We start from the raw sequence: 16,865 nt of genomic DNA, 5'->3' as shown, positions 1-16,865 counted from the left end.
GCTGTTTAAAAAGGACAAAATACAGTTGGCTGTTTTCGTTCCTCAACATTTTAGCCAACTAAATTTTGCCCATTAACAGGGCGTTAGCTTAATATTGGAAATCATAGGAGTTTTTAATTTGCTACAGTCATTATCTGTTTCAGATTTTACGGGAGTTGCAACGTTGGTTGTAGCATGTGGGGCTTTGATTGTCGCATATCGGCAATATTCTAACTCGAAAGTTCAGGCTCACGAGATACATGCCCAGAGTCAATATATGGAGTACTTAAAGTTGGCTTTCGATAACCCTAAGTACTCGTTGGCTAGCTACCCAGAGGCATCACCTCGATACTACGAGTTTTGTGACAATCGAGATGAATACATTCAGTATGAGTTTTATGTATCAAATCTCATCTTTGCTGTCGAACAGATACTGGAGTTAGCTGATTGGAATCAAGCTTGGGAAGATACAATAGTTGATCAACTTAAGTATCATGCGATTTATCTAGATTCTTACGACTTTCCAGAAAGGCATACAGACAAGCGTTTGCTAAGAATGCGTGAGAAAGCCATTGATCTATACTTAGAAGACGGCGGTAAGCTTAATAGAGAGTGGGAAAATTAAGCTAACAAAGCATTTAAGAGTTATTCGCAACGCTTGGCAGTTTCGCTTCGCTCAAGTATATCCAAGCGTCGCTCACACCTTAATGCGGCGTTATGTTGCCCCGATAAAATTGACAATCTAGAGTTCGAAAATGATAAGAAAGTACAATTCAAATGACTTAGATTTGGTTATTGAAATTTGGCTTGAAGCCTCCGTTAAAGCTCATAATTTCGTCTCGGCTGACTTCTGGGAATCTCAAGTTGAGAGCATGCGTAATATTTATATTCCTGCTTCAGAAGTTTTCGTTTACGAAATCGAGTCGAACATAGTTGGTTTTTATGCGCTGTATGAAAATAACTTGGCCGCTATATTCGTGCTTCCTGCATTTCAGGGTAAAGGTATCGGTAAGCAATTGTTAAGCCACGCTAAAGCGCAAAGGGCAATATTGAGTCTTACCGTATACAAAGAAAATAAGGCTAGTTATCAGTTCTATTTGTCTCAAGGTTTTAGAGTTGTCAGTGAACAATTGGATGAGCATACGGGACACCTAGAGTACACAATGCGTTCGGGCACATAACAAACGCTTTAAGACGGATTCACAACGCTCGGCGGTTTTGGTTTGATTTGGCTTTTGTGTTTACGGTGTAATAATTGGGTGTAGTGGTAGTGTTGCTCACCACTTAAGCGGGCGTTATGCTCTTTGTTGAAAATAGGAGATTTCATGGCTAAAAATGTAGTAGAGCAAGCAATCGAAAACATCAGACTCAAGTCTCAAGGTATTGATTCTTCGATAGCTAGTCCTGTTACAATTAACTTCCATCCTGATCGCTTTACTGCTGAGAATAAGCCAATACTCCAAGCAATCGCAGAAGACGGCTATCTTAAATCTCAATTTGAAACAGGTACTAGCAATGGTGGCTTGACTGCCTATATTGGCGGTGAACGTTGGCTATGGGAGCAAAGTGTCTTTGATGGGGCATACGATGATGCATCAAATAGTCTTCGACCAAAATATGGTGCTCTAAATTACAGAAACTACGAAACAGGAGCATCTCCTCGCTTTGGGTCATCATACTTCCAACTCAAACCAAATGTATCTTATCGAACCACGTTTTGTTATCCCGACAGCTATTTTGAACCTGAAGACTTTGCTGTTTTCAATCGAGTTGGCCTCTTAGTAGATAAAGCACTAGCTTCAAACTCAGACTTGCTAGACAACTATATTGAAGCCCATATACACGGTGAAATATCAGTAAAAGACGACATCGAATGTCTTGTTCTTGATCCAATTTTTCGTGCTGGTCCAATTGAGGAACAAGCTGCGAACTTGGGTGTCCCGGTCAAATGGCATAATGGTTACGAGCTTAGTCTTGAAGAAATGAGTCGTTATCCTGACTATCGAGGCCAGAAGTATATTGAACTAGCTAAAGAGTTAGCTCGAAATGGAAGAATAAATGCAAAGATACTGGGTTTAGCGGTTGCAAGGCAGGGCTATGATGAGCAAGAAGTGAAAAAAGTATGGCATTACTTAGCTCGGTTTGGCTACCAGTCAGCACGAGCATAACAAAGCATTTAAGAGTGATTCGCAACGCTTGCCGTTTTCGCTTCGCTCAAGTATAGGCAAGCGGCGTTAGCTGAATCAACATGGAAATCTATTGCAGTGGATACTGAAAAAGCATGGAAAATATTTGCCAAGGACAACTTGCCAAATAAAGGTGCGGTTCTTCGCAAAGGTTCAAGATTTAAAAAAGCGGAACCATGGGTTAATGGGGTGGCAGGACCAGCTATGCCAACTCAAATGATGTCTAACGTAGAAGTGTTTGATAGTTGGCTGAATCCGCACAATATGAAACTTGCCAAAGAGATTGTCAGTCATAAAAAGTCCGTGACACTCCGTGGGTTAGTGGATGAGATGTTTGTTCAGTTATCCATGGATAAAACTAGCCTGCCGTATATTTGGTGGATTTGGCCACACTCATCAAAAACACGAGCAATCCACCAAGATGCCAATGGTATTACGTTCGTAAAGCTGGGTAACAAATGGCAGATGGCTTACCCTATTCAAGCAGTGGGTGTTTTAGCCGGATCGCAAGGAAGTATGAACTACGAGAATATTCCTAGGAACTCATACTTTGTATCATGGGAAAACGAGGAGATTGCTCGTCAACACATTACATAAATCAGCTAACAAGGCGCTCAATAGGACTCCGTAATAAATACTCTAACGTGTTTTTGTCCAAAAACGAGTTTACCCGACAGTCTGCTATTGACTCATACACACCTGTCAGGTTTATTAATTCCTTTTAATCAAACCTGACACATACACTTAAGACTTATTGACCCGTCAAACGCTTTGCAAATGAAATCGCATAAGCTGTTGAGCGTAATTTAAGTACTTTGTCATCACTTGGCATAAAGCCTTTAGACAAAAGATTTGGGTCATAATTAGTGAGGTCACAACCTGATTCACCTGTGGATTCTATGGTGAGCTTTCCTAAATTAATTGTTTTGCGATCAGCGGGCCAACGAACCGAAGGATCCGTTAACGCATCACCGGGCTCGGCTAGTTCAGCTTGAAAACGATAATGAACCTTGCCTTTCGCTAAATCCTCTTCAAGTCGCTTAGCCAGAAATGATTTTGGTAAGGTTTTCATTTGCTCTTCTGTTAGCACCTGTTCTGGCTCTTCTGGCACCATAGTCCATCTAAAGGCATGCTTAGCGCCCTTTTCATCAACCATGTAAAAGGTATGCACACCAAAATACCGCGAAGACACATACGACGCTGGCGGGTTATGGCTTTGTAGCCAATTAAACTGCCCTAACGTACTCGGGTTTTGCTCTCTGTATGCTTTCACTTTCGCAAAATCGATTTTCCCTGTTTTCTCGTCAGGTAATAAGGTACTTAGCAAACCAAAAAATGCTTCTGGGCTATTACCTGCAAATACAGGCGTAGTTAGCCCTGCAATATTGTGCACATCACCATTTTCTAGTACAAACTGCACCCCCATTCCTCGCGGCGAGCGTGATGTTTCATCAGCATGAGGGTTACCACCGCCCATAGAAAAACGAATATTCGCTTTTGACGGTGCGTTAAATAAAGGGCTGATTGAATACTGTTTTGCTGCTTGATTAGGTGTAAATGTGCCGACAGCGCACACACCTTTGGCGTGACCTTTCCTAATACCAGGCTGCTTACCTGAAAGCTTCTCAAATAAATTAATAAAATCTTGCCCGTTTACGGGTTGCTCAGCAAAACTTGCTGTTGGTAATACAAGGCACATAGCACAAACTAAAGACTTAATTTTTAGCATTTATCCATCCTTTAAACTTAGTTCCAACACAGATGACCTGACTAACTTCATAATGATTTCATCAAAGTTAATAAAGATTTTTACCTACATAAACGTTACAAACATTTAATAAACTTAGAATATTTATTTAACTACAGTATTTTTAAAAGCTGCTAACTTTAAATTTAGGATCCTAAAAACTGCTGTGGCGCCCAGCATTTTAAAAATAATCCGTGTTCTTAGCACGACTATGGCTAATCCACTTAATTGTAAATTTTGTGGCTTGGTCAAAAACAACAAGGACCTAATTATGGTGAAACAACATAAAAAAACCACTGAAAACTCTGATGTAGATATGACCCCTATGCTTGATATTGTGTTTATCTTGCTAATATTTTTTATCGTAACAACCTCGTTTGTTAAAGAGCGCGCTATCGAAGTCAATCGCCCTTTAGCAAAACCAAGTCTTGATAATCCCAAAAAACAAGCGCAATTTACTATCACTGAAAACGACAGTATTTATTTTGCAAATAGACTTATAACACCAGAGCAAATAATAGCTAACCTTGCGTTATTTGCCGCTCAGTTTGAAATGACGAATGTACAAGTAACAGCAAGTGAGCAAAGTAGCCACAAAACCTTGGTTACTTTGCTTGATAAAATAAAACAATATCAAGATGTTCCTATATCGATAAGCACATCTTTATAACTAAAAAAGGGCCTAACGGCCCTTTGCAAAGTTAAATAATAAAGGAATCTAAAGGGAGTTTAGAACTTGTACTCTGCACCTACGTAGTAGTACGCACCGTTAAAACCAAATGGTGCAGAACGACGTGAATAAGTGAAGACACCCGGACTTGAAACAATGGTGTTGCCACTTGCATCAACAATTGTACCCGAACGTGAATTACCAATAGTGTTCTTATCTGGGTAAACATCAAATAAGTTATTTGCACCAATGTTAAATGACAGGTTTTCGTTAAAGAAGTAGTTAACTTTTACATCAGTTAAGATTTCAGCACCGTATGTTTGACGACCACCATCTTCAACTGTGTATTCGCCATAGCGATTTAGAGATAGGTTTACAGTCCAATCTTCTAAACGGTAAAGCGCACTTAAGTTAATGCGGTCTTCTGGTTGCCATTCTTCGATAATTGACGTTTCTTGTGCAGAAAATACATCTTCTACCGGAATAGTCTCAAGACCACTGCCTGATGGCGTAAATAAATCAACCACATCTGTTTTAGTGAAGTTAGCAGCAAAGGTGAAATCTAGCGTGCCGCCAAGGCCTTCTGTGTTCCATGTGGCAACTAAATCAACACCTTCGGTTTCAGTGTCTGCACCATTTAAGAAGAACTGACCCGCACCTGCGCCTGAACTTACAAGTGCAGCATCAAGCGTATCTGATAAGCCTTTACCTAAACGGTTGGAAATAACGATACGGTCGTCGATATCAATCGAGTAGTAGTCAATGGTTAAATTGATATTGTCAGTTACGTTATACACAATACCTAAACTACGGTTTTGTGACTTCTCTTCTTTTAGCTTAGGAATACCAATTGATTGCGCTAAGGTACTATCGTTTCTGAATGTACCTACTTGCTCAGCCACTAAGCTGCCATCATCACCTACAACAAACTGTGTACTTACGTTATTAAAGTAAAGCTGTTGCATAGAAGGCGCTCTAAAACCTGTGCTTAGTGCACCACGTAACGACACATCTTCAGTCACAGACCAGTTACCCGCTAACTTAAAGTTTACGGTATCACCAAAGCCTTTGTAGTTATCGTAACGTACCGCACCTGAGATAATCACATCATCAATAACATAGGTTTCTGCATCCATATAGAATGAGATCACATCGCGTGACTCATCAACAGATGATGCCGGATCTGAACCACCAAAACCTTGCGTACCACTTGCAGCATCAACACTACCTACCCCACCATTTAAACCTGAGTAGATGCTCATACCATAAACAGTGTCGTAATCACGGTATGCGTATTCGCTACCTTCAAGAATACGGAACTCATCAGTACGAAGCTCTGCACCCAGTGCTAATGAGAAATTATCGTAGTCTTTGGTGTAATCAAGGTTAAGTGTTTGAAGTGATAATTCAAGGCCATATGCATATGCTGAACGCGGAATAGTGGCACGAATTTCTGCCGCGCTTAAACCTTGGTTATAACGAAGGTAGTTAGCGTATGAGCCATTGATAGTGTCACTTGTTGTGTAATCAATGCTGTTTTCGCCATAGGTGTACGATAAATCAATGCTTGAATCATTATCGAACGACTTTTTAAAGCCAACATTGTAAGACACGTCATCAATAACGGTATTAATTTTCGGTAAGAATCCCATAGGAATGGTTGCATCACCATCTTGTAATACAGGGTTACCATTGGCATTTGCGTTGTGACGGAAAAACGCAGCTGATTCATTTTCACGATTTGAATAGGTGATAAAACCATATAACTCACCACCAGCAAGTTCATAGCCAGTGTTGATAGTTAAAGCAAATTGCTGTGAATCTGCATCACCAATTCTAAACGTATCACGAGGTGCGGTTAACTCACGCGGGTCGCCTGCTAATAGCGTCCCGTCATCAAGTTCAGTACAGCCGTAAAATTGACATGAGCCATGAAGACCTGCACGGTTTGTTGGCGCACGATCACGGTAGTTAATTGTGGTATTTAAATACCCATCATCACCTAGTGCAAAACCTTTATTGAAATCAACATTTACTGTTTCACCATCACCTTCTGAATACTCACCGTAGTTGATGGCCGCTTTACCGCCCTCTTCAGCGTCTTTTAATACGATATTAATAACACCTGCAATGGCATCTGAACCATATTGCGCAGCAGCACCATCACGTAATACTTCAATGCGTTTAATAGAAGCCGCAGGGATAGCATTCATGTCAGTCCCTGCCGTACCACGACCCACAGAGGTATTAATGTGAATAAGGCTTGCTTGGTGGCGGCGCTTGCCATTGATAAGAACTAAGGTTTGATCGGGCCCTAAACCGCGTAATGTTGCAGGGCGAAGTGCATCAGTACCATCACTGATAGACGAGCTTGAAAAGTTAAAAGACGGTGCAATAGCCTGAAGCATACGGCCTACTTCTGTTTGGCCTGTATTCTCTAGTGCTTCGGCACTTAAAATATCAACCGGAACCGGTAAATCTTCAACCGAGCGTCCTGCTACACGGCTACCGACAACGGCAATTTTTTCGATGTTTTTTTCTGCTGATTGATCTTCTGCTAACGCTTGCGTATTGGCGGCAAGCAGTAATGGCACGACTGCAGCGCTGACCCCTGATACTTTGATCATGTTATTATCTATCCTATCTACTTGTTTGAGTTTTATACTCAGCAAGCCTTGATGATCAACAACCGCATCGAGCTCAGTGCCTTCGAGCATCGCATTGAGTGCATCAAGTTTGGTGTAAAAACCAAACACAGATTGCGCTTGATATTGCTTCGCTAGTTCGAAAGAAAAAATGACTGTTTGATCTGTTTGCTTTGCAAATTCGATTAACGCCAAATCAGCTCGTTGCGCTTTGATGTCAAATTGCAGCATTTGTTTTTCAGCCGCTATTGCTACTTGGCCTGTAGTGAGGCCATAAATAACAAAAGAGGCAGGTAACAACCGCAATTGCTTACTGCGCAATTTAAACAAACAAGTGAGGAAGAAAAATCCGCTATGTAAATTTAACTTTTTTTTAATTAATTTTTTGTGACGAGAAGGTGGCGCATAATTAACATCATTATAATTGCGTATTCTCATAGGCAGAACTAACCTTTTGCAGCGATCGTTAAGCTAACACGATGTTCACCTAAACGTTGATGTTCTACACCTAAGTTGGCCTGTAATGAGTCAAGCAAACCTTTAATGTCGCCTGTTTTAAACACCCCAGCTACTTTCAAAGAGGCAAGTTCTGGGTCATTTAGCTCAAAACGCGTGGCTGTATAACGACTCACCTCTTGCAGAGCTTCGTCTAGAGACTCACCATTAAAAATTAACATTTCTTGTTGCCATGCCAAGTCGCGTTGGACGTCATCAACAGATAATTGCTTAATTGGCGCTGTTTTACTTTGTTTTATTAGTGCCTTCTCGCCTGATACAACCACATTCGCTTTAAGTGCTTTTATATCTGCGCTGTTATCTGAAGCATCTTTTAAACGATTAAAATCACTGGCATCAACCTGAGTACTCGGATCAGTAATCATCACTTTGCCCTCAGTCACAACTAACTCTAAGTCTGAGGCAGAGTTTCGCTGAACATTAAATACTGTGCCAAGTGCAGTAAAAGATTTATCACCAGCAATTACGGTAAACGGACGACTAGGATCTTTAGCAACATTAAAACGCCCTTCACCACGGCTCAGAATCAACTGACGACGATCGCCTGAGTAAGCAACTTCAAGTTTAGTATTGGTATTGAGCTGTACAATAGTGCTGTCTGGCAGAACAAATTCAGCTTGCTCGCCGACTTTAGTGCGATAAATTTTGGTAAATTTAGCATAGTCGTTTTCTTCACTTTGCCAGTAGCTTGAATATATAAGCATAATACAACCAAGCAGCATCACTACTAAAAAGCTCGCAGCAGTTGCCATACCAAACACTGCAGGTTGTTTTTGCGGTGCTTTATAAGGGAACATACTACTTAACTCATTGAGCACGCTCATTTCATCCCATAAAGTCGCAAGTTCAAACAATGCTTCTTGATGAGCTGTGCTTTGATGAGCCCACATGTGCAATTGTCTCACTTCGTCTTTAGATAAACCGCGATCAATTGCACTTATCCATTGACTCGCCTGCTCTTGAATCATTTCTTTTGATGAAAATGGATGGACATTACTCATTTGTTCACCTCTTTTGCAGTGAACTCAGTGGTTGGGTTAAATGTCTGGGGTTGTACGTCGTGTGATTTCATTGCTCGGTGAACATGTAATAAGCCTTTGGCTATATGTTTTTCAACAGTACTTTCGCTGAGTTCCATTTTAGCTGCAATTTCCTTTTGGCTTAAGCCATAGACTTTTTTTAAGATAAAACATTTTTTAATTTGGGGGCTTAATTCGTTAGTCACTCGGCAAAAAAACAAAAAACGTTCTTTTGAGGTCACTTCATCTTCAAGTGCCATTGAACGCATGTGATGCTCAACCTGTTGTTGTTCATCTAACGATTCTTTGTATTTATTGTCCCATTTAGCAATGTGATTTAGTGCCAAATGTTTAGCCGTTTTCAGCATGTAACTGTGAGTATATTCGATATTTTGTTTAAGATCAGCTTCATAACTTTTTATAAACGTCTCTTGCACAATATCTTCTACATCATCAGGGCTGACAATACGTGATACAAAGCGCCTAAGTTTGCTCGATATCTCAGTAAAAGCGGTGATAACCCCAGTTTGATCTGTCATCCTTAACTCACCTTTATTATATTTTTATTGCTTTAGGGTACGAGATTTCATTTTAATTACAAGCCATTTGTTAATTTTTTGTACCCTTGGTAAACAAAGATTTTATAAACTCATTAAAATCTTCTGTTTTAAGCGTCATAAGCTTGCTCTACTGCTTCAAAAATCATGCTACTTCATCCACCTCGACTCACTATTTGGCTATATTTTTTATTAACTTCCACCTCCTAAATCGGTTTTTAGTTTGAATACATTAAGCGACTTAGTGACGGGCTAAATTAAGTCATCTTTTGGTTTTAAATAAAAAGTAAACTACAGGGTGTACCTTTTTCTCTTTTGGGTATAAACTAAACGACAAATGAATATGCATAATTTCGTCTTTCGTGTTTGTTTGACTATTTCTATGCATACCTACTTAACAATTGGACTGTGGAGTAAACATGCGTCTGCCTTTCGCACCTGCCAAATTATCATTATCTGCGTTGTTACTTGTGTCTGCACCCTTGCTACTGCAAGGTTGTTCTGAAGCGCCAGAGCAGCAACAGGGTCAAATGCACCCAGCAGCTGTCGCTACTATGACTATGGAAACACACGATGCACCTTTTACTATTGAGCTGCCAGCAACGCTGTCTGGTTCAAAAGAAGTTGAAGTTCGAGCCCGTGTTACCGGAATCCTTGAATCACGTAACTTTGAAGAAGGTCAGCGTGTCGAACAAGGCCAATCTCTGTTTACTATTGATCTTGAACCTTACCAACTTGCGGTTGATCGTGCGCAAGCTGCACTTGATGGTGCAAAAGCAGCGCTTGTTCAAGCTGATCGTGACGTTAAACGATTAGCTAAACTACGTGCCGAAAAATCTGTTTCACAACGCGATTACGATAACGCTAGTTCAGCTAATGATATTGCAAAAACTGATTTAGCCGCTGCAAAGGTTGCGTTAAAAGAAGCCCAACTTAATCTTGAATATGCGCAAGTGAAAGCCCCTGTCGCAGGTGTAATGGGACGTGAGTTTGTCTCGGAAGGAACTTATGTTTCTGGCCCAGATTTACTACTGACTCAAATGACTCAATTTGACCCTATTCGTATTCGTTTTGGCTTATCTGAGCGTGAACAACTGCAAATGCGTCAAGATGTTAAAAATGGCTCACTGACGTTACCTGAGCAAGGCCATTGGAAAACACAAATTAAACTCCAAGACGGCTCTTTATACGGACAAACCGGTGAAGTTAACTTCTCTGATGTGCGTATTAATCCAAACACAGGTACCAGTGAGTTTCAGGCAATTATTCCTAACCCTGATTTTCAACTTCGCCCGGGCCAATTCGTTCGCGTTGAGTTAAGTGGTGCAGTACGTAAAAACGCTTTCATCGTTCCGCAACGTGCAGTGCTCGATAACGGCACGGGTAAGTTCGTTTATGTTGTAAGTAAAAACGAGCAAGGTATGGATGTCGCGTTACCTGCCCCTGTCACTGTGGGTGAATGGATCAAAAAACCAGAAAACGAGCAATACCAAAACTTTTGGTTAATTCGCAGTGGGTTAAAAGAAGGCGACCAAGTTATTGTTGATGGCATGGCGCGTATTTTCTTCCCGGGTATGCCAGTAAATGTTGGCAAGCCAGCCGCTAACTCAAGCCACGCAGAATAAGCACAGGGAGTCTTATGTTTTCTCGTTACTTTATAGACAGACCCATTTTTGCGTTTGTTATATCTATTGTTATTGTGCTTGCGGGCCTTGCTGCGATGCGCAGTTTACCTGTAGCGCAATATCCTGAAATTGCGCCTCCGGTTGTACAAGTGACCGCAGCCTATCCGGGTGCATCCGCCAGTGTACTTGAGCAAACGGTTGCCACACCGATAGAAAATGCCATTACTGGTGTTGAAGGTATGATGTACATGTCATCGACTTCAACCAGTGCAGGCTCGACCACCATCGAAGTAACCTTCGAAATTGGTACTGATGTGGACCAAGCAGCTGTAAACGTGAATAACCGTGTAAAGCAGGTTGAAGCGCGTTTACCTGAAGAAACTCGTCGCCAAGGTGTGGTTGTCCAAAAAGGCTCTTCTAGCTTTTTACAAGTGCATGCCTTTTACTCTCCTGACGGTACACGCTCGAGTTTATGGACTTCAAACTATGTCACCATGAACGTGCTTGACCGTGTTAAACGTATTCCGGGCACCACCAGTGTGCAAATTTTTGGTGCTAAAGATTACGCGATGCGTATTTGGCTACGCCCTGATGTAATGAGCCAGCTAGGGGTTACTGTTGAAGAAATAGCAGGGGCAATCCGAGTACAAAACTCGCAATATGCTGCAGGTAAAATTGGTGCGACACCAACTACTCAATCTCCACAAGAGCTCGTTTACAGTGTGACTGCACAAGGTCGTTTGTCTGAGCCTGAACAGTTTGAAAATATCATTATTCGTTCAAATACCGATGGCAGTAGCTTACGCTTAAAAGACGTAGCACGCGTTGAGCTAGGTTCGAAAGATTATAACTTCAAAGGGACAATTAACGGTAAAGAAGCAGTACTATTAGGTATCTTCTTGCAACCGGGTGCCAATGCTCTTGATGTAGCTGAAGAAGTAAATAGTGTTATCGAAGAAATGAAAAGCCAATTCCCTACTGGACTTGCACATTTAACTTCGTACGACACAACCCGTTTTGTTGAAGTATCAATTCGTGAAGTAGTAAAAACACTACTTGAAGCCATGGTATTGGTATTCTTAGTGGTGTATTTATTCTTACAAAACTGGCGCGCTACCCTAATACCTACCCTTGCAGTGCCAGTATCGCTACTTGGCACGTTTGCCGGCATGTATATGCTGGGATATTCAATTAACTCACTCACCTTATTCGGCATGGTGTTGTCGATTGGTATTGTTGTTGATGATGCCATCGTGGTACTTGAAAACGTTGAACGTATTATGCATGAAGAAGGACTCGGTGCCAGAGACGCAGCTGTCAAAGCTATGAGTGAAGTAAGTGGCCCTGTTGTAGCTATCGTTCTGGTTCTGTGTTCTGTGTTTGTGCCAATTGCGTTTTTAGGTGGCTTAACAGGTGAGTTATTCCGTCAGTTCGCTATTACTATTTCGATTGCTGTGAGTTTATCGGGCGTGGTCGCCCTAACGATGACGCCTGCTCTTTGTGTACTTATTTTAAAACAAGAACACAAGCAAACAGCCCGCTTCTTCTTATGGTTTAACGCTATGTTTACCAAGATAACTGGCCGTTATGTGGGGGCTGTTGGTTTTATGGTGCGCCGCGGTCTTTTAGGTGTAATCTTAATGACGGGTATGATTGCTGCAACGATTGGCCTTTGGCAAAACACCCCAGGCTCGCTTGTACCCGATGAAGACCAAGGTTATTACATCTCTGCAATCTTTTTACCTGACGGTTCATCACTTGAGCGTACCGAGGAAGTAACGCAACAAGTTGTAAAAGCAGTACAATCAAACCCAGCTAACGAAAACGTCGTTGCGTTTACAGGCTTTGATTTTATCGGTGGTGGTTACAAAAATAGTGCTGCGACTTTATTCGTGACACAAAAGCATTGGGATGAACGCGAAGTTGATACCAAAGCACTTGTGCAAGAGCTATTCATGAAAACGGCGGGTATTAAAGAAGCACTCGTACTTGCCTTTAATCCACCTGCTATCTTTGGTTTAGGTAACACTGGTGGTTTTGAATTTTACATTCAAAACAAAGGTGATAGTGACCCAGACAAACTTCAACAAGCGATGCAGTTAATGACAGCAGAAGCGCAAAAGAGCCCAATCATCAGCGGCCTGCAAACTCTTTGGCGCCCTGATGCACCGCAACTTCGTGTTGATGTTGACCGAGAACAAGCGCGTGCCATGGGTGTAGAAATTGATGATGCGTTCACCGCCCTTGCAGGTAACTTAGGTACTTATTACGTCAACGACTTCAATAAATTTGGCCGCGCATGGCAAGTCCTAATGTCTGCAGATGCTGAATTTAGAATGAAACCTGATGACATTGGCCGTATCTATGTTAAAAACAACCAAGGTACTATGGTGCCGCTTTCAGCCTTTACCACTATCGAGTATAGCCGTGGCCCTGAAAACTTAAATCGTTATAACAACTTACCAGCAGTTAAACTAATGGGTAATGCAGCACCTGGTTTCAGTTCCGGTCAAGCTATCGCTGAAGTTGAACGTATTGCAGAAGCTGTCTTACCGCCAAATATGACCTACGAATGGACGGGCTCTGCATTCCAAGAAAAACGCAGTTCGGGTACCACAGGGATTGCCTTAGGACTTGCAGTGATCATGGTGTTTTTGATTTTAGCAGCCCTTTACGAGCGTTGGTCATTACCACTGTCTGTAATGCTTGCCCTGCCATTTGGTACCTTTGGTGCACTAATAGCCGTTTGGGTGGTTGGCATGACAAACGATGTGTATTTCCAAATTGGCCTTGTCACCCTACTCGGTCTTGCCAGTAAAAACGCGATTCTTATCGTTGAATACGCCTTAATGAAACATCAACAAGGCTGGAGCGCTAGTACTGCTGCACTTGAGGCTGCACGTTTACGTTTTAGACCAATCATCATGACTTCACTTGCTTTCATTTTAGGCGTTGTACCTTTAGTACTTAGCTCTGGTGCAGGCGCTGGTGCCCGTCATAGTGTTGGTACAGGTGTTATGGGCGGTATGATGGCAGCCACATTCTTAGCTGTATTCTTTGTACCTCTGTTCTTTTATTGGTTAACGGCACGTAAGTTAACTGAAAAACGCTCAAGACAAGAGCTTGCTGATGAAATAGCACACCATCACCAACAAGAACATGTCAAAACCCAAGAGGGTAATCTGTAAAAAATGAAGGGCAAACAATGAGTTTGCCCTTTTTTTGCTTATTTGATTACTAGCAATTTGCAGCTTCGAACGCTAGTATTAAGGAAAGATGTGTGGAGTGCAGCATGAATAATCAAAAATTAGCCGAATTTGAACAATTTTTTCAAATTAACGAGAGCAACCGTGTCAATTTGTACCCGGTTGAACCAAGTGCTGTGCCAACAACCAATGCTGAGCTCGAGGCCGATATTCCTGCTTTATTCAAACTTGCCAACGAAGTAAATGAGCTTGAGCAAACGAGCTTACGACCACTACGTAATCTAGGTGATGTTGCACAAGAATTAGCAGCGTTTTTACAGGCGCAGTCTCGTAAAATCGATTTAATCATGAGTCATATCTTAGCCTCTGAGCAACCAGACGATAACGCAAACTATTGCGACAGTTACGGCGGTGGTGGTGTAAAGCTTACCTCATCTGAGGTCTATGAATTAGGTCAAACATTTCGCACTAAGTTGTTTTTACAACATGAGGCGTCAGCTATTTATTGCTACACCGAATTAGTGGCGATTGAAAAATGCGATGATGATAAATATCAATACACGTTATTGTTTACTGCTATTCGTGATGCTGACCAAGATTTAGTCGTTCGAGCGGCCTTACACGCACAAACACGCCAACTAAAAAAACGTCAACAAGAAAACAATCCGCAAGATAGTTAAAAATCGCGCTTTATCGCGCACAAAAAGCTGACATCTATGGCTAAAATGCTAAACTAGCCCCACCTTAGTTTGTTTATTACCTTCATGAAATTTAGACTTTTACCTGAATGGGCTGAGCAAGATGCCGTTATGCTCACTTGGCCTCATCTAGACACTGATTGGGCAGCAAATTTAACCGCTGTTGAGCCTGTGTATGTAGCGCTTTGCCAAGCAATTAGCCAACAACAAGATGTTGTTATCGTGGCCCATGATAATGCCCTAAAAACACATATTGCAGCTTTACTTGCAAAAGCTGATGTCGATGCAAGTCGCATTCACTTTGTGGTGACACCGTGTAACGATACCTGGGCACGTGACCATGGCCCATTGACCTGCGCGAATATTGATGACGCAACCCAATTAAAAGTGATGGATTTTATTTTTAATGGCTGGGGCAATAAATTTGCAAGTGATCTCGATAACCAAATTAATCAAGTGCTTGTAAAGCAAGTCGCTAATCCTAAAAATGCTTATCAGCAAAGTGAGCTGGTTCTTGAAGGTGGCGGCGTTGAAATTAATGAACACGGCGTGATACTCACAACCAGCGAATGCTTATTAAACCCAAATCGTAACCCAGAACTTACAAAAGCGGATATAGAACAAACGCTTGTTGACCAACTAGGGGCTACTTCTTTCCTTTGGGTTGATCACGGTTATCTTGCTGGTGATGATACCGATAGCCATATTGATACGCTGGTACGTTTTGCACCAAACAACACCCTAGTTTATGTGCAGTGTGATGATAAAAATGATGAACATTTTGCTGCCCTTGATGCCATGGAAAAGCAACTGCAATCATTTAAAACCGCTAACGGTGAAAGCTATGAGCTTATTGCCTTACCTTGGCCAAAAGCGGTATTCAATGAAGACGGTGAGCGACTACCAGCCACATACGCTAATTATTTAATCATCAATAAAACCGTTTTAGTGCCAATTTATGGTGACGAAAACGACCAACTTGCACTTGGTCAGGTTGCCAAAGCATACCCAGACCACACTGTTGTTGGTATTAATTGCCTGCCAATTATTCACCAATTTGGCAGCTTACACTGTATTACAATGCAATTACCGCGCGGCTTTTTAGCAGGAACAAACAATGACTAAACCAACGCATTTAAAGGTTGCTCTTGTTCAGCAATCAAACACCGATAATGCTCAAGACAATATGGCAAAATCGATTGCAGGTATACGCGATGCAGCAAGCCAAGGCGCTAAGCTTATTGTTCTTCAAGAGCTACACCGTAGTTTATATTTTTGCCAAACCGAAGATGTAGACGTTTTTGATTTAGCAGAAACAATTCCGGGCCCAAGTACAGATACCTTAGGCGCACTTGCCAAAGAGTTGAATGTGGTGATTGTGTCATCATTATTCGAAAAACGTGCGACAGGTCTTTACCACAATACCGCTGTGGTGCTTGAAACTGACGGCAGCATTGCCGGTAAATACCGCAAAATGCATATTCCTGATGATCCTGGCTTTTACGAGAAATTTTACTTCACACCCGGTGATTTAGGTTTTCAGCCTATTCAAACGTCTGTTGGTAAATTAGGCGTATTAGTGTGCTGGGATCAATGGTTTCCTGAAGCCGCACGATTAATGGCAATGTCGGGGGCTGAGATTTTAATTTACCCAACTGCGATTGGCTGGGACCCTCGCGATGAGAAAGACGAACAAACACGTCAAAAAGACGCGTGGGTTATTTCACAACGCGCTCATGCCGTTGCCAATGGCGTGCCTGTGATCAGCTGTAACCGTGTTGGCCACGAAAGTGATCCAAGCGGCCAAAGCGAAGGTATTCAGTTTTGGGGTAACTCTTTTATCGCGGGCCCACAGGGTGAGATTCTAGCCGAGGCTAACAACAGCGATGAGCAATTGTTAGTTGTTGAATTAGACCAAGCACGTAGTGAAAACATACGTCGAATTTGGCCTTACCTTCGTGATCGTCGTATCGACCACTATCAAGACCTAACTAAGATTTATCGAGACTAAGCAGTA

Annotated in this window: 14 protein-coding genes; 10 read left to right on the top strand and 4 right to left on the bottom strand. The window is 41.8% G+C overall.

The annotated features are described in order from the left end of the window. Positions 1 to 256: 256 nt before the first annotated feature. The 4 genes from HYD28_09825 to HYD28_09810 all read left to right on the top strand — a co-directional run bounded on the left by HYD28_09825 (position 257) and on the right by HYD28_09810 (position 2,762). Complete coding sequence (locus HYD28_09825; protein QLE09221.1) at positions 257 to 604, top strand: hypothetical protein; 348 nt, start codon at positions 257 to 259, stop codon at positions 602 to 604. A gap of 130 nt (positions 605 to 734) precedes the next feature. Continuing rightward, a complete protein-coding gene (locus tag HYD28_09820; protein QLE09220.1) occupies positions 735 to 1,160 on the top strand; it encodes an N-acetyltransferase in 426 nt (141 codons plus the stop codon). A 144-nt stretch (positions 1,161 to 1,304) separates the two neighbouring features. After that, positions 1,305 to 2,147, top strand: a complete 843-nt coding sequence (locus tag HYD28_09815; protein ID QLE09219.1) for a DUF3626 domain-containing protein — start codon at positions 1,305 to 1,307, stop codon at positions 2,145 to 2,147. A 96-nt stretch (positions 2,148 to 2,243) separates the two neighbouring features. Continuing rightward, positions 2,244 to 2,762, top strand: a complete 519-nt coding sequence (locus tag HYD28_09810) for a hypothetical protein (GenBank protein ID QLE09218.1) — start codon at positions 2,244 to 2,246, stop codon at positions 2,760 to 2,762. Between the two features lie 154 nt (positions 2,763 to 2,916). Here HYD28_09810 and HYD28_09805 read toward each other — a convergent pair whose 3' ends face one another. After that, positions 2,917 to 3,894 carry a catalase family peroxidase gene (locus tag HYD28_09805; GenBank protein ID QLE09217.1) on the bottom strand — a complete coding sequence of 326 codons (978 nt, stop codon included), beginning with the start codon at positions 3,892 to 3,894 and terminating at the stop codon, positions 2,917 to 2,919. Positions 3,895 to 4,183: 289 nt separating this feature from the next. Here HYD28_09805 and HYD28_09800 point away from each other — a divergent pair, with 289 nt between their 5' ends. Beyond that, positions 4,184 to 4,582: a biopolymer transporter ExbD gene (locus tag HYD28_09800; protein ID QLE09216.1), complete on the top strand. Its 399-nt coding sequence runs from the start codon at positions 4,184 to 4,186 to the stop codon at positions 4,580 to 4,582. Between the two features lie 59 nt (positions 4,583 to 4,641). Here the strand turns inward: HYD28_09800 and HYD28_09795 are convergent, their stop codons facing one another. From HYD28_09795 to HYD28_09785, 3 genes are read right to left on the bottom strand one after another with little or no spacing between them, the layout of a single operon-like run. Next, the gene (locus tag HYD28_09795; GenBank protein ID QLE09215.1) at positions 4,642 to 7,665 is read right to left on the bottom strand and encodes a TonB-dependent receptor; all 3,024 of its coding nucleotides are present in this window, start codon (positions 7,663 to 7,665) and stop codon (positions 4,642 to 4,644) included. A gap of 8 nt (positions 7,666 to 7,673) precedes the next feature. Then, the gene (locus tag HYD28_09790; protein ID QLE09214.1) at positions 7,674 to 8,744 is read right to left on the bottom strand and encodes a FecR domain-containing protein; all 1,071 of its coding nucleotides are present in this window, start codon (positions 8,742 to 8,744) and stop codon (positions 7,674 to 7,676) included. Further along, positions 8,741 to 9,301, bottom strand: coding sequence for an RNA polymerase sigma factor (locus HYD28_09785; GenBank protein ID QLE09213.1), 561 nt, complete (start codon positions 9,299 to 9,301; stop codon positions 8,741 to 8,743). The genes HYD28_09790 and HYD28_09785 overlap by 4 nt, the downstream gene beginning before the upstream one ends. A 437-nt stretch (positions 9,302 to 9,738) precedes the next feature. On the opposite strand from HYD28_09785, the gene HYD28_09780 reads away from it, so the two are divergent. The 5 genes from HYD28_09780 (at position 9,739) to HYD28_09760 (ending at position 16,859) form a co-directional block, all read left to right on the top strand. Continuing rightward, the gene (locus tag HYD28_09780; GenBank protein ID QLE09212.1) at positions 9,739 to 10,944 is read left to right on the top strand and encodes an efflux RND transporter periplasmic adaptor subunit; all 1,206 of its coding nucleotides are present in this window, start codon (positions 9,739 to 9,741) and stop codon (positions 10,942 to 10,944) included. Positions 10,945 to 10,958: 14 nt separating this feature from the next. Beyond that, positions 10,959 to 14,132: a multidrug efflux RND transporter permease subunit gene (locus HYD28_09775; protein ID QLE09211.1), complete on the top strand. Its 3,174-nt coding sequence runs from the start codon at positions 10,959 to 10,961 to the stop codon at positions 14,130 to 14,132. Between the two features lie 104 nt (positions 14,133 to 14,236). Next, entirely contained in the window at positions 14,237 to 14,830 is a 594-nt protein-coding gene (locus HYD28_09770) for a PilZ domain-containing protein (GenBank protein QLE09210.1), read from the top strand. Positions 14,831 to 14,914: 84 nt separating this feature from the next. Continuing rightward, a complete protein-coding gene (locus HYD28_09765) occupies positions 14,915 to 15,973 on the top strand; it encodes an agmatine deiminase family protein (protein ID QLE09209.1) in 1,059 nt (352 codons plus the stop codon). Then, on the top strand, positions 15,966 to 16,859 hold the full coding sequence (locus HYD28_09760) for a carbon-nitrogen hydrolase (GenBank protein ID QLE09208.1): 894 nt from the start codon (positions 15,966 to 15,968) through the stop codon (positions 16,857 to 16,859). Before HYD28_09765 ends, HYD28_09760 begins: the two co-directional genes overlap by 8 nt. The last annotated feature ends 6 nt before the right edge of the window (positions 16,860 to 16,865 follow it).

It is taken from the genome of Pseudoalteromonas shioyasakiensis (assembly GCA_013391845.1).
In the GTDB taxonomy this organism is placed as follows: Bacteria; Pseudomonadota; Gammaproteobacteria; order Enterobacterales; family Alteromonadaceae; genus Pseudoalteromonas; species Pseudoalteromonas apostichopi.
Note: the sequence above shows the minus strand (reverse complement) of the source record. Positions and strands in the feature narration are given on the sequence as shown.